Source organism: Pseudomaricurvus sp. ABR4_320 (genome assembly GCF_056159445.1).
Window position 1 is genome coordinate 147093 of record NZ_JBSWVF010000001.1, and the last position, 19679, is coordinate 166771.

The following is a 19679-nucleotide window of genomic DNA, read 5'->3' on the forward strand; positions in this document are numbered from 1 at the left end:
AGATTATACGTTCAGTTGCATGCCGATCGGCAGGCGTCTTGGATAGTTGCCGGTCAAGGCGCTCAGAGCGTTCATAATGGCAGGCACGGCTGGAGGCACACCCGGCTCACCAATCCCTGATGGCGGGTTCTCGGAAGCGACGGTAAACACCTCAACCTCGGGCGCATCATTGATGCGCAACACCGGATAGGTGTTGAAATTACCTTGCATGACTTGCCCGTCTTTCAAGGTGATCTCTTGACGCAAAAACGACATCGCGAAACCGATACCACCTTCGACCTGAGTGGCGATGTTGATTGGATTGATCACCTGCCCACAGTCGACCGCACAATAAACCTTGTCGACTTTGTAGGTGCCATCCTTGCGCAGAGTCACCTCGGCGACCTGTGCGACAACGGTGCCAAAGGATTCCCGAATCGCGATACCACGGGCACGCTTGTCACCGTTTGCGCCCTGAGACAGTGGCGTTTTCCAACCCGACTTTTCCGCCACCAAATCCAATACAGTAAGAAAACGTGTATTGCCGGTGAGCATTTTACGTCGGAATTCGTACGGGTCCTTACCGGTCAGATGAGCCGCTTCATCGATGAGGGTTTCCCCCACAATCGCCGTATGGGTGTGGCCTACGGACCGCAGCCAGGAAACCGGCACATCACCCGGCAAAATATGCTGTTCAACGCGAAGGTTGTCGATGGCATAAGGCATATCGTGGGAACCTTCCACCAGAGTAGGATCCACCTTTTCTGGCGGCGTACCAAAAAAGGTCTGTCCAACGACACGCCATTGCCAGCCAGAGATATTGCCATCGGCATCGATGACCAGACGATTGTTGTGAACCGTCATGGGCCGGTAATACATCGCCTGAGTATCTTCCTCACGCATCCACACCAACTTGATGGGCGATGTAATGCCTTTTGCTTTTGCAACTTTCGCCACACGCGCAGCTTCGACAACGTAATCTGACGCCGGACAGGCTCGCCGCCCAAAGCTGCCACCGGCATACAGCTGAGTGATCTCCACGTTTTCGACGGGCAGCCCAACTTCTTTTGCAATCGCAGCCTGATCGGCGGTGTGCCACTGCTCGCCATTCCACATTTGACAGTGGTCGTCCTGCAGATGAATCAGCGCATTCATTGGCTCCATCGGTGCATGTGCCAGATAAGGCAACTCAAAGACGGCATTAATTTCATGGCCCTCTTCGGGCACATCCCAGGATTGCTCGCCCTTCGCCAGAACTTCTAAGCCCTCTGTCGCCGATACCTCGCGGTAATGCTGGAACAACGCTTCAGAATCTTCATGGCTGCCGGTGTTATCGTCCCACTGAATCTTGAGCGCGTCGCGGCCTTTTTTCGCGATCCAGGTGTTTATGGCGAGTACGGCAACTCCGCCTTGAATAATGGTGTCATTAGGAATTTCCAGTACCGCGACGACCCCCTTCACCGCCTCTGCTGCCGACGACTCAATCTTGAGCGGTTTTGCGAATTTACGAGGAGGATGCGCGATCACCGCCACCAGCATATCCGGTACTTTGATGTCCAGGGTAAAAATCGCTTTGCCGTTCACTTTTTCCGGCAGATCTACCCGCAACATACCGTTGGCTTTGCCGATGCGTTTAAAGCTGGCAGCGTCTTTCAGGGTAATGGATTCTGCCGCAGGCAGCGGTAGTGTCGAGGCCACCTCAACCAATTCACCGTAACCAGCACGCTGACCAGAAGCCTCATGAAGAACCGCCCCATCGGCGGTGGACAACTCAGCGATGTCCACACCCCAGGTTTGCGCCGCCGCCTGCACCAACATCACCCGCGTCGTGGCCGCTGCCTGGCGCATCACCTTCCAGGCACCGGCCATTGCCGTACTGCCGCCGGTGCCCTGCACCGCCAAGCCCAGTTCCGCCAAAACCGGATTGCCATAGTTTTCGACATCCGCTGGCGCCCCCACCACCTGCAATTGCTCAGGGGTAATGTCCAACTCCTCTGCCGCCAGGGTCGCAAGGCCGGTAAAAGTGCCCTGGCCCATCTCAATGTAGCTGGAAACGACCGTAACAAAGCCTTGTTTGTCGATGCGAAGAAACGCATTCGGCACAAATTCCGTCGCTTCAGACTGCACCTCTTCTGCCAGAGCCAGCTGTCCTTTAAAACTGACGGCCACGGTCAATGTGCCCAGGCCAGAGAGTAACTGACGACGATTGAGCCCTGGAATCGATGATCCGTTCGGCTTACGTAATCTCATACTTTGAGCTCCTTCGCCGCAGCATGAATTGCCTGACGGATTCTCGGATACGCGGCGCAACGACAGATGTTGCCACTCATGGCGGAATCAATATCGTCATCGCTTGGGGCGGGATTTTCTTTTAACAGTGCGGTGGCGGACATAATCTGCCCAGACTGACAATAGCCACACTGAGGAACCTGATGCTCAATCCAGGCCGCTTGTACCGCCTGACCGATGGACTGGGTTTCCGCAGCCTCAATGGTGGAGATGGCTTTCCCATTGAGTGCGCTCATGGGCATCATGCAGGAGCGCGCCGGCTCGCCATCAATATGGACCGTACAAGCGCCACAGAGCGCCATGCCGCATCCAAACTTGGTGCCGGTCAAGCCAATCTCATCCCTCAAATACCACAACAGCGGCATTTCAGTGTCGCCGTCAAAGGTTTCCACCTTGCCGTTCACGGTTAGTTCAATCATTGTCATTACCTGATGATTTTGTTCTTTGTCGCGCTCGCCTGAAAACGGAGTTTTCACTTGGGATAGCAAATGCACGAGTGTTTTTGGTGAGAAAGCCAGAAAAGCTCTATCGGAGAGTGCTACTAAGATGCTACGGAATGGACGCTAGCACAAGATACATTAGTATCATTGCATTAATGAGAGAAATTCATGAGTGGAATGTGATCCAACTCGCTTTTCGCGCTGTACGCTTTTAACGAGACGTGGGTGTCAACTCATCATTCGGCAAACATCGGGCCACTACCATATCCTGCCGTTGCTACATTATTATATCCCCCCGCCATGCTCATGGGTCGAGCTATATTTTTCCATCATTTTCAAAAAACGATTTTCTAGGCGATCATACTCTTTCCGCAGCTCGTCATATTCCGCACGGGTAGTATCGCGCGTACGCTTTAGGTCACTTAATTCCATCTCGGTTTCCTGGTGCTCTCTACGCATTCTCTGAACGTCTCTCTTGAGCGCAAATTCCTCTTCCGCCACCTCCAGAAACTGAGCTTTTAACTCCTGATAATCGGTGCGAGCTTGCTGCAATTCGCGTTCTTTGGCTTCCAACTGCTCCCGTAAGCTCGCGATGGCCTCAGCTGAGTCATCGCTGCTCATCGCTTCGATATCCTTGCAGACCTCCGACCGAGCTATCGCAAGTTCAGACTCTTCGGCGAGCGCCGCTTTATAATGTCGCTTGGACTCGCCCTCCTCCAAGTCATCGGATAATGCTAGAAAGCTGTTCTCCAACATCTCGCATTCCGCCTGTTTGCGTGCTAACAATTCAGTATTGTTTGTCAACAACGTCTGCAGCTCCTGCAACCGTTGTTGCTGCTCTGCATCGCTTCCCGGAGAGGATGCTCGCAGTGTCTTGGCCGCCAAATCTTCATACTGGCGACCAATCGTCTGACACTCCTGCCGCAAGCGGCGTAATTCGTTCTCTTTTGCCTGCAATTGGTGGGAGAGGTGTTCAATTTCCCGAATCTTTACAACGCCAACAGGCGCCTCTGCACGAACGCCTCCTGACTGTCGCTGCTGTTCGCTCTTTTGCAACGCCGATTTGAGCTCTCTTTCCCGCTGCTCCAACACCGCAACACGCTCCTTAAGATGCGTCAGCGTACTACGCTGGTCATCGACAGAAGTCTTATGTTGCGCGAACAAGTCATTTGAGCATTTTCCGAGAGTCATGTTACTGGCATGCAATTCCGCCAAGGTTCCATCAATCTCTCTGGCGGCATCCAATCGAATATCACCACCCTCTTTTTCAACAGCCATTTGGGACTGCAGCCTTTTAATCATGTCGCGCTGCTGAACAACCTCCTTCATCAGCTTCTTGATTTTTCTTTCGTGCAATGACGTATCAACGAGGGCCAACTTTTCTTCCAACTCAAAATAGAGCTTTTTAAACCGCTGCAAATTACTGACTTGAGCCTCACTCAGGCGGAGCTTTTCTTCGAGATTGGCGTCACGTTCATTATTTGCATTGAGCTCTGAATACTTGGCCTGAATCCGCTGCAGTTCTTCTTCCAATGCCAGAACATCCTCCTCTTTGGACGCTATCTGGCGCTTATAACGCTTTCTTAACCGAAAAAATATGAGTCCCGCGACACCCAGAACAACAATGACGATCTCTTCAATAATGAGTAATTGCGTCGCGCTGAGTTGTATCATCCGGAGCGGCTCCTAAAAAAGAAAACGGCACACAAAGCATCTTCATTTCGTTATTTTTGAACGCGTTACCGGTGACAATCACGGCTAGACCATTGCTACTCGGCGCACTATATTGATGAATATAGTGTCTTTTTCGCTAAGAGGTTGTCCGTGCACAGAATAGATAGCCATATTCAGAAACCAATCGCGTGAAACTACATCCATGTCCCCAGCGGAACTTATGTCCAAATGGCGTTCAAAATCTTAATTGTCGATGACAGTCCCGCCATGCAAAAAATCATGACCCGGGCCCTGCGGGCGATCGGTTTCGATAAAGCCAATTTTTTCTATGCGGATGACGGCAATAAGGCTCTGCAGCTTGCCAAACAAGTAAAACCAGAACTGGCACTTTGCGACTTACACATGCCAGAAATGGATGGAATAAACCTCATCAGAGAAATCTCGAAATCCAACCTGCCAACGAAGACCGGTATCGTTTCCATTGACCGCAATCAATCGATAATTGACGAGGCTTTAGCTGCTGGTGCCAGCTTCTACCTGGAAAAACCCTACACCTATAAGCAGCTGACGGATACCATAGCCCGCCATACAGGAATCAATCCGCTGCTCATAGAAAGGCGTTCTTTACCATCAGGGGTACGAATCCCCAACCGATTGATCCTGGAAAATTTTTTTACTTTTTTACTTGGCACCCGTATACAGCTTGAGGAGACAACGCCGTGTGCCTTTTCTGAAAACCAAGTGCCGTTTCTATTCTGTACCTACTCTGATACTCAGCACCACCTTCGTGCCCACCTAGGTTTTACCCACCGAGCCGCACTGAGCATTGCCCAACAGATGAAGCGAATCTCTGCCAGAGAACTCGAGGAACAATTGACCAATCGCTCGATTCTACCCGCCTCAGAAGCCGCCATTAAAGATGTCATTGGGCTTGCTGGACTATTGATGCACGGAAAAACCGACGAAGATACGCTAAGCGCTAATGATCTATACCTGAGCGGCAAAGGCAAATCCACCGCGGCTCGCGCTCAGCTCATGCTGGAAAAACTCAAACGAGGCTTACATGTTTACCGGTTCAGTGGTGACAGGGCTTCAGATATCGAAGGGTTTATGGCGATCGGGCCGATGTAACAATTTAAGAAAAATCCACCAAAAAAAAGAAATAGTGAATTCTAAAGAATGGTACGAAACACACGTTTTAAAATAATCTCGCTCTTCTTAGCTCACAAATAACCTCAGCCCTTAAGATTTTCTGTCTTGTTAAAATAATGCGCGCGTTTACAACCGCCATCTTTGCTTTCAATGATCTTCTTTTGCTTTGTCTCATATCAATGGGACTTAAATACGAACCCTTCGCAAGCTCTGCATCTAATTTGATAAGATTTCTAACTAACTGGCTGTATTCTCGGATGGACCTTGTTTCGCTAATCTTTAGCGACCAAAGTTCGTCAGTCAAGATTCCTTTTCCCTTAAATAGCAACGGCTGTCCCATGATGTCATTCATATGAATTATTATGATGCATTAACGACAATTACATATTTATCAATAATAGATATCTGAAAAGCGTCCAGGCCCAATTAATAACATTTTTACCAAATATAGTGTTATTAACTATATCAATTCTCAACGTCGAATAGGTCGTCACTTATAAAAACCCATAGGGCAATATTTTTATTTTGCGGACGTCACTATGATGATATAAAACGCGCCAAAAAACATCTATGCCTTAATTGTCTTATATAAGAACAGGCGCTTTTAGCTATTTTCTATAACAATACCATTACTAATTAGGCTGGGCAATATCCCGTTTATAGACTATTTATTTAGACTAGACAAAAAAAGGACGCGTTTACCATGCATCGTTCTGTCCAAGAAAATGATGAGCAGAATGGTTACATAGCCATCACCGACATATCCCAATTGAAATTCATGGTGGAAAGTACGCCTCTACCTGCGCTATTGGTAGATACCTCCGGCTTTATCATTCATACAAACGATTTATTAAATGACGGCCTTGGTTACCATCACTCAGAACTACGTAATACCAGTGTAGAAATTCTTATTCCTTTAGAGTACCGACATAAGCATGGGGGCTTAGTCGAAGCATTTTTCCGCGCACCTAAAAAGCGCCAGATGGGCAAAGGAAAAGAACTCTATGCTATAAAAAAAGACGGTAACAAAATGCCAATCCGTGTCGGCCTAAACCCCCTGACAACTGAAGGTGGCGTGCTGGTATTGGTAACGTTGATGGACATGACTCCATCACTAGAAGCAGATCGTTTGTTTAGACAGTCTATAGCAGCGGCGCCAAACGGAATTTTAGTCGTAAACAAAGACGGTAAAATTCAGGTTGTAAACAAATATATCGTTGAAAGCTTTGGCTACAAAGAGAAAGAACTAATAAATCAACCACTGGAAAGTTTATTACCCGAGCGCTACCGAGAACATCACGAAAAACTTCGTGGTGACTATTTAACAAAGCCAGATATTCGATCAATGGGAGTTGGAAGAGATCTCACAGCGCTCCATAAAGATGGCAGAGAATTTCCCGTAGAAATAGGCTTAAGCCCGTTTATTACCTCTGAAGGCTCCAAAATGGTGATTGTCTCTTTAACCGACATCACAGAACGAAAATGCCTTGAAAATGCACTTAAAGAAACAAACACCAACCTGGAAGAATTCACTTATGTTGCGTCTCACGACCTAAAATCGCCATTGCGGGGAATATCAGATTTACTGGAATGGATAAACGACGATCTCAATGACGATAATAGAGAGGCGGTTCTGCATAATTTGAATCGCATATCAATTCGAGTAAATCGTATGGAAAGCCTGATTGACAATCTATTGACCTATGCGCGATCAGGTTCGAGAGAAGTAGATTTAGAACCGGTTAATATTGGGACGCTACTAAAAGAAATTTGTGCCTTACTGCAAATACCAAATGGCTTTAAAATAAACACCAACCTCAAAGCCTCTGAGCTTTTGGCTGCAAAAACTCCTCTAGAAACCGTACTGCGCAACATTATTTCAAATGCAATAAAACATCATGACCGAGACACAGGAGAGATATCAGTAACGTGTAAATATGAAAGCAATATGTTCAAAATAAGTATCAGCGATGATGGGCCAGGGATTCCTGAATCAGCGCAAAGCCGAATTTTTAAGTTATTTCAAACCTTGACGTCATCTGAACGTAAAGGAACTGGAATCGGGCTATCAGTGTGTCGGCGGCTAGCAGAAACACATGGGGGGAGAATATCCGTAAAAAGTAATGATGGATCTCGTGGAGTGACCTTCGATATATTGTGGCCCAGATTTCCACGAAAGGACAACTTAACGGTATGAATCCGATGTTGAATATTTTGCTGATTGAAGACGACGATGTTGCTATTGAAGCAGTTCAAAGAGGCCTAAAAAAATATGGCTTGAACTGCACGGTAACCGTAGCAGAAAATGGCAAAGAAGGGTTGAAGATTTTGCATGGAGAGCACATAACGAAAAACATAAACTCCCCTTATGTAATCCTTTTGGATTTAAACATGCCTATTATGAATGGATTTGAGTTTCTAGAGCATATACGTAAAGACGAAAACCTATCAAATTCTGTCATCTTTATATTGACAACATCTAACGAAGACTCTGACCGTTCACGAGCGTATCACTCTAACGTTGCAGGCTTCATGGTAAAGTCGTCGGTTGGACCACAATTTGCCAAACTTTCTTCACTACTAGACGCGTACAAAACAGCCGTACAGCTTCCGAAATAGTTGTAAGGAATTTATGTGATGGTTGCTGATTTAGATAATCTCGGACGGATGAAAATACTACTTATCGACGACGACGATGTTGATAGAGAGCGCGTTAGAAGAATTTTTAAGAATCTCTCTACTTATATTACTCTGGATGAAGCAGAGGCCGTTAATGATTCAATCACACTCATCAAGAAAAACGAATATGACTGTATACTTAGTGACTATCGGCTAGGTGCAACCACAGGCTTGGATTTTCTAAAATTCATCCGAGATTCTCTAAACATACGTACACCAGTAATTATTATAACTGGTGTTGGAGACGAAGAGATCGCCGCGAATGCTATCCGTTTGGGCGCAGGAGACTACATCCGAAAAAGTCAGCTAGACCACAATTACTTAATTCGTTCCCTTTCACATGTTGTTGAAAGATCACGGCTAGAAAAAAAACTTCACGATATGGCTCATTTCGACGAGCTAACAGGACTCGCTAATCGCCACCTACTCCTAGATCGATTGCAGCAAACCATATACAACACGGAGAGAAGTAAAAAACTCGCAGCCTTAGCTTTTATTGATTTAGATAATTTCAAACCTGTGAACGATCGGTATGGACACTCTGCTGGTGATAACGTTTTAATTTCAATAGCAAAGCGTTTAGAGAGTACGTTACGAGCTTCCGATACAATTTGTCGAATTGGTGGTGACGAATTTGTTCTTTTGCTAACTGAATTACGAACGACCTATGAGTGCCAGGAACTTTTACAACGCGTTCTAAAAGCAATAGAAGAACCCATTATAGTATCAGAAGAGAAAGAAGTATCCGTATCAGCTTCAATAGGAGTAACGATTGTTGATAAAAACGCGAGTGATGCTGATTCTTTACTTAGGCGTGCAGACCAAACCATGTATAAAGTTAAACAAAGTGGCAGAAACAATATAATGTTCTTCGACCACAAAGAGGAGTTAAGACTGAACACTCGCCGTGCACTTTTGGAGTCAGTAAGCTATGGAATAAAACATAATCAGTTTCACCTATACTATCAACCGAAAATAAATCTCTCTACAAGCTGCTTTCTCGGCGTTGAAGCTTTACTACGGTGGCAAAATCCTATCCACGGACTTTTAACGCCTGATTACTTTATTGAAGCACTAACTCATAGAGTACTTAGCATTACAATCGGTGAATGGGTATTGAATGAAGCCGTAAAACAGGTGCAAGCCTGGTCACAATTGGGAAAGGATATTAAGACAAGCGTAAATATTTCTGCACCACACTTGCAATCTAATAATTTTTTGGAAAATCTAGAAAACCTGTTATCAAGCACACAATTGATAAGTGAGGCCATTGAACTTGAAGTTGTAGAATCAGTAGCAATAAACGACATTGACGCTGCAGCGAATGTATTGAGTCGATGCCGAGATCTTGGTGTTTCAGTCGCACTTGATGACTTTGGTACAGGATTTTCTTCTCTGAGTTATCTAAAAAAATTGCCTCTGGATACCCTCAAGATTGATAAAGAATTCATTCAAAATATGCTTTCAGATAAAGACGACCGAGCGATTGTGGAGTCCATAATAGGCTTGAGCACAAATTTTGGATACCATCTAATAGCTGAAGGAGTTGAATCATTTGAACATCAGGAAATGCTACGTAACTTAGGTTGCAAGTATGGCCAAGGCTTTTCAATCGCTAGACCAATGCCTGCAAATCAGGTAATTGATTGGATTGATCACTTCAACGATGCTTCTCTAGAAAAAATGACAGCAAAATGATTTTTGAATCTTACATTCAAAAGTCTAGCAATTAACTTATATCTTTACGTTTATAAATTTTGATAAAAAATATTTACTGTTTTTATTTTTACCTTATCGCTTCTAAGGCAATAGCTAGAAGACACTTTCCGTCAATTCACTCAACTCATACCAATTCGGCACTTCATCCCAAACCATTTTCAGAAAGACGCAGTCTTCGTCCCGAACCCAGACGTGTGCAGGCGCCCAATCCGGATGCCAGCGCAGTGCAAACTTTCGCGCTTTGAACTCACCCGCAGCGACGGACAAGGTTTCATTCCCCAACCAGGCGACATCAATCATTACGGGTGTGGCGATAAGCCCTTGGTCGCCGTTTTCAGAAACAGAATTGGTGATGCCTTTTACCGGTTTAAACTCACCGACTTTTGTCATGTCGGCCTGGGTGGTGATAAGCGCATCACCTTGCAAGGGATGCAGCCCAAGATAGTCAACGGCGGAGGCGAATTTCTGGGAAAAACGGCCTGCGGTCTCAGCCTGCCCTTCCACTTCGACAGAATTAAAATCAAAATTAAACCAACTGGATGCCAGCACTGTGCCGTTTTTGGTAATTCGGTAGAAACCATCCAAGGGCTGCCATTGCAGATCCAGGGCCATACTAACGTCTCGTAGCAGCTGGATGTCATCCATTTCGCAAAGTGCACGCAGTGTTGCGCCGCCGCAGTGTTTAGCGATTTCAAACGATTCACGGCCGTTTTCTTGCCCGTTTGCGTCTCGGTAGACAATTCGCCCTCGAATCAGCGAATTTAGTGCTGCTTTCTTCATATCTTTCGTCTCAACCACAATCATCGGGGCACTTAGAACGTCATCTCCGGGCCTTTCAACCACTGAGTAGATGGATGCCGCTCGACCAGGTTGATCAGGGTTCCGTCACAGTCGCGCAGGCAAATTTCACGCTGCCTGAAAGGGCCCATTTCGAAATTAACGGGGTCTGGCAACCAAAGAGCGCCCGCCTCTTTAAGCTTTGGCAGGACGTCATCCAATTGATTGACGTAAAAGACCAAAGCCACTTCGCCTATACGAGCGGCGCCCGTCGCCGGAGGCATAGCCTCAGCGGGGGATTCGTCACCCAACTGAAACAGCCCCAACATGCCAAAATTCGGCCCTGGAATTTTCAGAATTTTGATGTCATAGGGCTGATGTTGATCGAAGCCCAGAACCTGACTGGCCGATTCGTGTTCAAGAACACCTTCGTAGTAGCTGTCTGACAAGCCCAGCTCGCGATAAAAGTGTTCGGCCCTATCTAAATCGCGCACGAAGACGGTCGCACGCACCAGGGCTGATAGACTCTGATGATCATTTTCCATAACGCTTTCGCTGCTATCCCAGGATAATCAACCCACGCTAATGACTTAAGCCTGCACAGGCCATGACATTTGTCAGCCTGATCCGGATCAAACCGCGCTAGCATGGGACAAACATCACCTATCTGTGCTCCAAATCATATAAGTGTGATTTTTAATCGATTTTGATATGCCGGAGGCTTCTATGTCTACATTGACTCATAAAACCGCTCTCATCACCGGCGCGGCCAGCGGTATCGGCAAGGCGACAGCAGACCTTTTCCGAGACCTGGGTGCGGAGGTCATTGGACTCGATCAAGAAGCACGGCCAGAAGAGTCTATTCTCGGCTGTGATTTACTGCATGCAGACACCCTCGATAGCACCATCGATGAGCTACTCAGCCAGAAAAGTCACTTTGATATTCTAATAAACTGTGCTGGCGGAGGTATTCCTGGAGGTCTCGATGACATCACCATGGCGGATTTCGACAGCACTCTGTCATTGAACTTACGTGCGACGACACATCTCTGTCGGCGGCTAGTGCCGAAAATGCGCGAACGTGGTCAAGGCTCGATCGTGAATGTGGGATCAACCTTCGGTCTTATGGGACGGGATGCTGCGGTTGCCTATGGCGTCAGTAAAGCGGGCGTAATCCAGCTGACTCGTTGCTTGGCTATAGACCTCAGTGACTCTGGTGTCCGCGTGAATTGCGTATGCCCCGGCCTGATTGAAACACCACTCACCAGCCCATTGTTTAATGAAGAACTCTCAGAACTACGTCAACAAAATCTCGCTGCGCACGCGATGAAACGCGCCGGCCAGCCAATCGAAGTCGCTAGAGTCATTGCTTTTCTCGCTTCCGATCTCGCCTCTTATATGACGGGTGCCGTCGTACCGGTTGACGGCGGATATACGGCTGGAAAATGGTTAATTTGACCCTTACTAACGCCCTCTCGATTCTTCGGAGTAGCCCAAGGAGCAAGGTTAAAGAACGATAAGTGTCTCCCTCCTGCCATTCCAATTTCTTAGCAGCAGCTGTTGAAACAGCTGCCACCGGTAGCGGTTTTTATATTCCTTCCAGGTCCCTGTACGGCGGTTATTATTCGGATCTAGTTGATGGCGAAAACCCTACTAAAGTTCCAGTCTCTCCTCCTCTTTCGGGACTATAGTTAAACACATAAGCCAGCGCCAGCGTCCCCGTTAAAGGGATTCAAGGTCGCCATTCGTGCTGGCCTGTTCATTGATTTTTGGCCTTTATGTGAGCAAATAGGAGGACCGGTGCGACTCAAGTCCGTTCAGCAAAAAATTGCGCTTAGTGGCGCAATTTGCTTAATCACTACGTCAGTCATTTTAATTGGCTCGGGTATCTATTCAAACGCGACGACCCAGGGACTTGTTTCTGAGAAAGTCAGTGATGCCGCGCGACAAGATGCGCTGCAAAGATTGCAGAATCTAGGCGGCAACTACGCTGGCGAAATTCGTGCCGATTTCGATGTCGCACTGGATGCCGCACGCACCATGGCACATACCTTCGCAGTTTCCAAAATGGATTACGCCGACAGTGGCGGGCTGGACATGGGACGCTCCCAAGTCAATGCTGTGCTGCTGAATGTATTAAAGAACAATCCCGATTTTAATGGCACCTATTCCTGCTGGGAGCCAGACGCAATCGACGACAACGACCTGTCCTTTCGTATCGACAAAAACGGTAACAACCCGGTTACAGGCCGCTTCACCCCCTATTGGACACGCAGCCAGGATGGACGTATTGATGTTCAACCTTTGGTTGAGTACGACACCATGGACAAGCACCCCAACGGGGTTTTAAAAGGTGGTTGGTATATTGGTCCGAGAGAAACCCGTAAAGAGAGTGTTTTAGGCCCCCTCCCCTATATCGTTCAAGGTAAAAATGTCTGGCTCGCAACCATGTCTGTACCCATTATTGTCGATGGACAATTTCTCGGTGTCGCCGGCGCTGACTATGATTTGGACTTTGTTCAGAAAGTCGCCGAGCAGGTCTCTAACCAACTGTACGATGGCCAGAGTGAGGTCACCATCATCAGTGACCAAGGCCTTATTGCAGCCAACAGTAGCGATCCAGAGCTGATCGGAGAGCACTTCAAGAAAGTTCTGAAGGAAGATTGGGAAGCGGCGTTATCCGTTGTACAAAAAGGCGAGCCGATGGCGCGCGTCAATGATCGAGGGATGTTTGAAGTTCTAGCACCAATTAAATTGGGTCGAACCGGCAAGCCTTGGTCGGTCATTCTGCGCGTGGATGAAAACTTGGTGTTAGCGGGTGCCAAAGAGCTGCGCGAAACCATGGTGGAACAAAGCGATTCAAGTACCGTTATGCAAGCCGTCATTGGTGGCATAGTGTCCCTGCTTGCCGTTATGTTCATGTGGTTCTCTGCGCGTTCGATTGCTCTGCCTATTCGGAACGCCGCAAGTCTCGCCTCGACCATACAGCGTGGCGATTTCTCTCAGCGTCTAAATCATCGATCTGATGACGAGGTAGGCACCCTTTCGACGAGCTTAGACAGCATGGCAGAGAGTCTTCAAGAGCAAGCTAGGATTGCCGAACGTATTTCCCAGGGCGATCTGGACCTGGATGTCACGCTGGCCTCCAATGATGACCAATTGGGCCTCGCCTTGAAGCGGATGGTCGATAACCTCAACAATCTGGTTTCGCAGGTTCAGGCGAGTGCACTTGAGATTACCGGCAAAGCAAGTCATGTCAGTAACATCAGTGGTGAATTGGCCCACGGCGCAACCAATTCAGCATCGGCTGTCACGGAAATAAGTGCAACCATTTCAGAGATGGTTGCTCAAATACGGCAAACATCCGACAACGCCAAACGCGCCAATGGCCTCTCCCACGATTCTGAAAATTCTGCGGCAAACGGCAACAGCCTGATGCTGGACTTGAAAGAAGCCATGCAAGACATTGCGAAATCAGGTGAAGACATTACTGCGATCATCAAAACCATCGAAGAGATTGCAGAACAAACGAACCTGCTGGCGCTAAACGCTGCCATCGAAGCCGCCCGTGCCGGCGAACAAGGCCGAGGATTCGCGGTCGTCGCTGATGAAGTTCGGCAGCTCGCTGCCCGCAGCGGTGAAGCCGCGCAACGCACCGCTCGACTGATTGAACAATCCGGCAGACGCACAGAGAAAGGAATGGATCTCACGGATGAAACAGCGAAAGCGCTGGAGACGATTGTCAAAGGCACAACCGAAGTCTCGAGATTGGTGAGCGATATCGCATCCGCGTCAAACGAACAAGCCTCTGCGGTTGAACAAGTCAGTGACGCCATCGGTCAGATTGATGAAGTCATTCAGAGCAATAACGCGCATTCTGAACAATCGACCTTTGCCGCGAAAGATCTCACTGAGCAAGCGGATCAACAAACCCGTCTGCTACAGCAATTTAAAGTTCGCAGACGTTAATCGTGACCAGCCCCCACTGTCCACAGGTTCCAGTGGGGGTTCTGTCCTGAGCAGTATCGGATTAAGCCCCTGGCATATTGCCACCATCAATGGGCAGATAGACACCGGCAATCGCAGAATTCGCTGGATCCGCCAAAAATACGACACCCCGCGCAATGTCCTCTGGCATGGCTAAGCGACCCAACGGACTATAGGCGGATAGTCCCGATAACATGTCTTCTTCCGACTGGCCTTCGACCAGGTTTCCCCGCAACATGTCCGTTGGGACAGCGCCAGGCAGCACCGCGTTCACGCGAATGTTGTACTTGCCGGCACTGGCCGCAGCCGTCCGGGTCGTCATCAAGACGGCCGCCTTGGATGCGCAGTAGGCACTCCCCATGGGATTCGCGGTAATGGACATGCCAGAGCCGATATTTACAATCGCCCCACCTGTCTCCTTCATCGCCGCGATACCAAACCGACTGCCTAGAAACACGCCATCCGCATTGATCTGAAAATGCCGACGCCACAGATCCAACGACATATCTTCAAAGTTGACGTTTGGCCGATAAAACCCGGCGTTGTTTACCACGACCTGGACGCCCCCAAAATGAGCCTTGGCCAAATCCATTACGGCTTGCCATTCGTCTTCCCGACTGACATCCAACCTTGCCGCAAGCGCACGATCTCCCAGGGATTTACACAGCTGCTCAGCAGCGGCGATGTCATAGTCGGTCACCACAAGCTGCGCGCCCTGCTCGATAAACGCCTGGCAAATTGCAGTCCCCAAGCCTCCTGCTGCACCTGTAACAAGGACGGTTTGATCGGTTAGAGCCATAGCGGTTTCCTCCGGGATTATTAACCCTATTTTCGATGTATCTCATCGCGAATGGCGGTTGCCGACAAGCTCGCTTAGAGCGCTATTGTCCGACGAACTCCACCAATTCCCCATTGACATTTGTCATAGTGTGGCTTTTGGCGAGGGGCTAGTCTGCTAGCCATTCCACAGCAAGAAGCCTCATCCTGCGCCCCATCACAAGGCAGGATAAAAAAGGTTCAAAGACTGCCGGAATCCGAGCAAATTATGCCAATGTGCCCCCCCGCGCGGTCGGTGTTTTGTTCGGGAAGGAGCTTCTACACCTAATGTTTTATGGAATGCAGCGTAGGCTGCGTGCCAAGAAACCAGGGAGGCGTAAAGACCGAAGGAGCGACCTCAGAGAGAAAAACTGTGTTGAGGAAAGGCTAATTGCCAAATTTTGGAGTACCCACTATGACAAACCCCGGCTTTAAGCGCTTGGTAAATTGCTCGGTGTTCACCCTGCTACCACTCGCCGCTGCAGTTCAGGCGCAGGAAAGTTCCAATACCCCAGTATTGGAAAATATCGTCGTTACTGCACAGCGCACTGAAGAAAATATCCAGAACACCCCCATTACCATGTCGGCACTGAGCAGCGCCGATGTAGAACGGTTTCAAATCGACAACGCCAAAGATATCGGTCAGGTCACCCCTAACGTCAACATTAAAGGTGTAACCGGCGGTAGCGCAGGCATCACACCGTTTATTCGCGGCGGCGGCGTCACCGATGGCGCAAACATCACCTCTGAAGCAGAAGTCGGTATCTACATTGATGATGTGTATCAACCGCGTTCTGCATCATCCTTTATCGAGTCGATGGATATCGAGCGTATCGAAGTGTTGCGCGGCCCCCAGGGTACGCTCTACGGCCGTAACAGCTCCGCCGGGGCACTCAAATTTGTCAGCCGCCTACCCAGTGAAGAATTCTCTCTGAAAAATGAAGTGGGTGTTGGTCGCTGGAACGAAGTCTACGACAAGATAAATGTCAGCGGCGCTTTAAGCGACGATGGTAAGCTGCGCGGCGGTTTAACCGGCATGTATCGTGATCGTGACGGAGGTCGTCAGGAAAACCTGACGACGGGCCAGGATGTTGGTGCAGAAACGTACAAGGGTGCTCAAACAGACCTGTACTATGAAGGCGATACCATAGAAGCTCGTTGGAAAACCTACTACACCGATTACGACAGTGATGGTTTGTACACCTCATCACTGGATCCAAATCAAATGACCGGCAGCTACAAGGACTACCCATTCTACTCAGGCTCTATCGACAAAGTGCTGTCGCCTTATCAATCCTACACTTCTGATAAGCAATACGGCACCAGCTTGCACTTAAGCACGGATCTGAATGACGCCGTTACCTTTAAGTCAATTACGGCCTACAACAAATTGAAAAACGATTGGGCTGTCGGCTTTTCTGGTGGTGTCGCCAACGCTGATTTCGGCCTACCCAGTGACGGTTATATCGAACTCTATGGTCGCGAATCCGTCAGTGATCAGGAGAACTTCTCTCAGGAATTTCAACTTTCCGGAGATGCATTCGGAGGATTCCTAAGTTACGTTGGTGGTGTTTACTACTTCCGCGAAACAGGTACCCAGAAAATTGATACCGAGGTTTTCCTCGCGCCCGCCTACGCCGAGTTTAGCATTACTACCGACAGCTACGCGGCTTTTGGTCAGGCGAACCTGAGTGTTACCGACGATATCAGCGTAATTCTTGGCGCCCGCTATACCGAGGACAAGAAAAGTCTCGATGCTGAAATCGCCGGTGGTGCCGTCGATGAATCCGATACCTTTAGTAAATTTACACCGAAAATTGGCGTTGAATATCAAGCCACCGACAACATGTTTCTCTACGCCAGCTATACCGAAGGCTTTAAAGCCGGCGGTTACAATGGCCTGGCAGAAACCGTTGAAGCCCTGTCGACACCTTTCGATATGCAGGAAGTCAGCGCCTATGAGATCGGTATGAAATCCGACTGGTGGGATCAACGCCTGCGTTTGAACCTGGCGGCGTTCTTCAATGACTACACCAACCTGCAACAACAGTCCGTTACGGATACCGGAACCTTCATAACGGTTAACTACGATGCCGAACATAAAGGTCTGGAAGCGGAACTGTCGATGATGCTGACCGACGACCTTTTTGTCTGGGCAAACGGCGTGGTTCAGGACAGCGAATACACAGGGACCAGCACTGCTAACAGCGCAACGTCACTGGTTGGCAACTCCATGACCAACGTATTTGAAAACCAGGTTGCTGTCGGTTTTGATTATACCCGTGAAATTGGTCCAGGCACCCTTGGCTTCGGCGCCAATATGAACCACCGTGCAGACTTTTTCTCAACGGCGGATAATGCCGAGATCGGACACGTCAAACCCATCTCACTGGTCGATGCCTACCTCTCTTATAGTGTTGACCGCTGGAAAGTAACCCTGTCAGGTAAGAACCTGACCGATGAGAAGTACTGGTTCACCGGCTTTGGCTTCAGTGTGGTACAGCCACGCTTTATGTCAGATCCGTTGACCTGGCGTCTCAGCGCCGCTTACGAATTTTGATAAGCGGACATTTACCTTAACTGAAACTGTGGTGCGGCAATGCCGCCCACACCCTGACCGGAGCCTGCCATGGACAAGGGCGCAAACGCCACTGTAACCACGACCGCTGAATTGAAACTGTCCCCCGTGACACGCAAGTTTCTCGACAGTCAACACAAACTGTTGATCAACGGCTCTTGGGTCAATGGTCTCGCCGGAGAAACACTGTCGACCAGTGATCCTGCCACAGGCTGTGAACTCACTCAGGTCGCGATCGGTGACGCCGATGATATCGACCTCGCTGTCGCCGCTGCGCGAGCTGCCTTTGAAGGCCCTTGGTCAGGCCTTACCCATTTTGAACGTGCACGTCTGCTGTCACGACTGGCACGATTGATTGAAGACAACACGGATCTGCTGACAGAATTGGAAGTGGTCGACAACGGCATGCCAACAGCCATTGCCCGTTTAACGATTCAAAATGTCGCAGAAATGTTCGACTATTACGCTGGCGCCGCTCAGCGTATCGAAGGCACCACCACCAGCCCCCCACGTCACATCACCGACTTCACCGAAGCATTGACCTACACGGTTAAAGAAGCCGTCGGTGTTGCAGGCTTAATTGTCCCCTGGAATGTGCCCGCCTCTACCGCCGTATTGAAAATGGCTCCCGCATTGGCCGCCGGTTGTACCATCGTTGTTAAACCGTCGGAACTTACGCCTCTATCCGCTTTCGTCCTCGGTCAACTGGCGTTGGATGCGGGCTTTCCCGCCGGGGTTATTAATATCGTCAACGGCTATGGCGCTCAGGCTGGAGCACGATTGGCGGCTCACCCGGATGTCGACAAGGTATCCTTCACGGGATCCACGGCGACCGGTAAAAAGGTCATTCAAGCGGCCTGTGGCAATTTGAAAAAAGTCTCATTAGAGCTGGGAGGCAAGTCTCCTGTCGTTGTGCTCCCCGATGCGGATCTCGAAAAAGCCGTGCCCGGTGTCGCTCTGGCGACATTCTTCCTGCAGGGCCAGAACTGCATGGCGGGTACGCGCATTTTTATTCACGACGACATCCACGATGAGTTAGTTGAAAAACTCGTCGCCTTTACCCAAACCATGCGACTGGGTCACGGCATTGATCCCATGACGCAACTGGGCCCTTTGATTTCTTCACAACAGAAAGACAAGGTGCTCGGCTATATTCGTGCAGGTATTGACGCCGGTGCCACTCTGGCCTGCGGCGGGAAAGCGCTCGACGGCCCAGGCAACTTCGTCGAGCCGACCATCTTCACCAACTGCCAGCCCAACATGGCCATCGTGCGTGAAGAAATCTTCGGGCCAGTGATGACGATTCAACGCTTCGCCACCACTGACCTGACTCAGATCGCCAGACTCGCCAACGACACGCCATACGGTCTCTCCGGCAGCGTCTGGACGCAAAATCTATCTTCCGCACATAGGCTCGCCAGTCGCATTCGCGCCGGGCATGTGTCGATTAATTGTCACGGTGCTGTCGGCACCAACATCCCCTTCGGTGGCTATGGCCAATCGGGTTGGGGACGAGAGTTTGGCCAGGAAGGACTGGACGCCTACCTGGAAACCAAGGCCGTTACAGCACAGCTGTGATGGAAACCGAG

General features: G+C 49.1%; 15 protein-coding genes. 8 read left to right on the forward strand and 7 right to left on the reverse strand.

Annotated elements, in window-relative coordinates; genetic code table 11:
• Window positions 1-3: 3 nt before the first annotated feature.
• The 3 genes from ACXAFR_RS00630 to ACXAFR_RS00640 form a co-directional block, all read right to left on the reverse strand.
• Entirely contained in the window at window positions 4-2229 is a 2226-nt protein-coding gene (locus tag ACXAFR_RS00630) for a xanthine dehydrogenase family protein molybdopterin-binding subunit (RefSeq protein ID WP_475170642.1), read from the reverse strand.
• Window positions 2226-2687, reverse strand: a complete 462-nt coding sequence (locus ACXAFR_RS00635; RefSeq protein ID WP_475170644.1) for a (2Fe-2S)-binding protein — start codon at window positions 2685-2687, stop codon at window positions 2226-2228. The genes ACXAFR_RS00630 and ACXAFR_RS00635 overlap by 4 nt, the downstream gene beginning before the upstream one ends.
• 306 nt (window positions 2688-2993) lie before the next feature.
• Window positions 2994-4382 (reverse strand): coiled-coil domain-containing protein, encoded by a 1389-nt coding sequence (locus tag ACXAFR_RS00640; RefSeq protein WP_475170647.1) that lies wholly within the window; start codon window positions 4380-4382, stop codon window positions 2994-2996.
• Window positions 4383-4610: 228 nt separating this feature from the next.
• Here ACXAFR_RS00640 and ACXAFR_RS00645 point away from each other — a divergent pair, with 228 nt between their 5' ends.
• Window positions 4611-5513: a response regulator gene (locus ACXAFR_RS00645; RefSeq protein WP_475170648.1), complete on the forward strand. Its 903-nt coding sequence runs from the start codon at window positions 4611-4613 to the stop codon at window positions 5511-5513.
• A gap of 67 nt (window positions 5514-5580) precedes the next feature.
• Here the strand turns inward: ACXAFR_RS00645 and ACXAFR_RS00650 are convergent, their stop codons facing one another.
• Complete coding sequence (locus tag ACXAFR_RS00650; protein WP_475170653.1) at window positions 5581-5838, reverse strand: hypothetical protein; 258 nt, start codon at window positions 5836-5838, stop codon at window positions 5581-5583.
• A 399-nt stretch (window positions 5839-6237) separates the two neighbouring features.
• Between ACXAFR_RS00650 and ACXAFR_RS00655 the strand changes: the two genes are divergently transcribed.
• The 3 genes from ACXAFR_RS00655 to ACXAFR_RS00665 are packed head-to-tail and all read left to right on the forward strand — an operon-like array spanning window position 6238 to window position 9911.
• A complete protein-coding gene (locus ACXAFR_RS00655) occupies window positions 6238-7731 on the forward strand; it encodes a sensor histidine kinase (protein ID WP_475170656.1) in 1494 nt (497 codons plus the stop codon).
• Window positions 7728-8153 (forward strand): response regulator, encoded by a 426-nt coding sequence (locus tag ACXAFR_RS00660; RefSeq protein WP_475170659.1) that lies wholly within the window; start codon window positions 7728-7730, stop codon window positions 8151-8153. Before ACXAFR_RS00655 ends, ACXAFR_RS00660 begins: the two co-directional genes overlap by 4 nt.
• 18 nt (window positions 8154-8171) lie before the next feature.
• Window positions 8172-9911, forward strand: a complete 1740-nt coding sequence (locus ACXAFR_RS00665) for a putative bifunctional diguanylate cyclase/phosphodiesterase (RefSeq protein WP_475171871.1) — start codon at window positions 8172-8174, stop codon at window positions 9909-9911.
• A 114-nt stretch (window positions 9912-10025) separates the two neighbouring features.
• On the opposite strand, the gene ACXAFR_RS00670 is transcribed toward ACXAFR_RS00665, so the two are convergent.
• Both ACXAFR_RS00670 and ACXAFR_RS00675 read right to left on the reverse strand, forming a co-directional pair.
• A complete protein-coding gene (locus tag ACXAFR_RS00670) occupies window positions 10026-10712 on the reverse strand; it encodes a hypothetical protein (protein ID WP_475170664.1) in 687 nt (228 codons plus the stop codon).
• 32 nt (window positions 10713-10744) lie between these two features.
• Window positions 10745-11254, reverse strand: a complete 510-nt coding sequence (locus ACXAFR_RS00675) for a VOC family protein (protein WP_475170666.1) — start codon at window positions 11252-11254, stop codon at window positions 10745-10747.
• A gap of 181 nt (window positions 11255-11435) precedes the next feature.
• Between ACXAFR_RS00675 and ACXAFR_RS00680 the strand changes: the two genes are divergently transcribed.
• Together ACXAFR_RS00680 and ACXAFR_RS00685 are read left to right on the forward strand one after the other, a co-directional pair.
• Window positions 11436-12167, forward strand: coding sequence for an SDR family NAD(P)-dependent oxidoreductase (locus ACXAFR_RS00680; RefSeq protein ID WP_475170668.1), 732 nt, complete (start codon window positions 11436-11438; stop codon window positions 12165-12167).
• A 342-nt stretch (window positions 12168-12509) separates the two neighbouring features.
• Window positions 12510-14678 carry a methyl-accepting chemotaxis protein gene (locus ACXAFR_RS00685; RefSeq protein WP_475170670.1) on the forward strand — a complete coding sequence of 723 codons (2169 nt, stop codon included), beginning with the start codon at window positions 12510-12512 and terminating at the stop codon, window positions 14676-14678.
• Between the two features lie 61 nt (window positions 14679-14739).
• Here ACXAFR_RS00685 and ACXAFR_RS00690 read toward each other — a convergent pair whose 3' ends face one another.
• On the reverse strand, window positions 14740-15495 hold the full coding sequence (locus ACXAFR_RS00690; protein WP_475170672.1) for an SDR family NAD(P)-dependent oxidoreductase: 756 nt from the start codon (window positions 15493-15495) through the stop codon (window positions 14740-14742).
• Window positions 15496-15927: 432 nt separating this feature from the next.
• Here ACXAFR_RS00690 and ACXAFR_RS00695 point away from each other — a divergent pair, with 432 nt between their 5' ends.
• On the forward strand, window positions 15928-18072 hold the full coding sequence (locus tag ACXAFR_RS00695; RefSeq protein ID WP_475170675.1) for a TonB-dependent receptor: 2145 nt from the start codon (window positions 15928-15930) through the stop codon (window positions 18070-18072).
• 69 nt (window positions 18073-18141) lie between these two features.
• Window positions 18142-19668 carry an aldehyde dehydrogenase family protein gene (locus ACXAFR_RS00700; RefSeq protein WP_475170677.1) on the forward strand — a complete coding sequence of 509 codons (1527 nt, stop codon included), beginning with the start codon at window positions 18142-18144 and terminating at the stop codon, window positions 19666-19668.
• The last annotated feature ends 11 nt before the right edge of the window (window positions 19669-19679 follow it).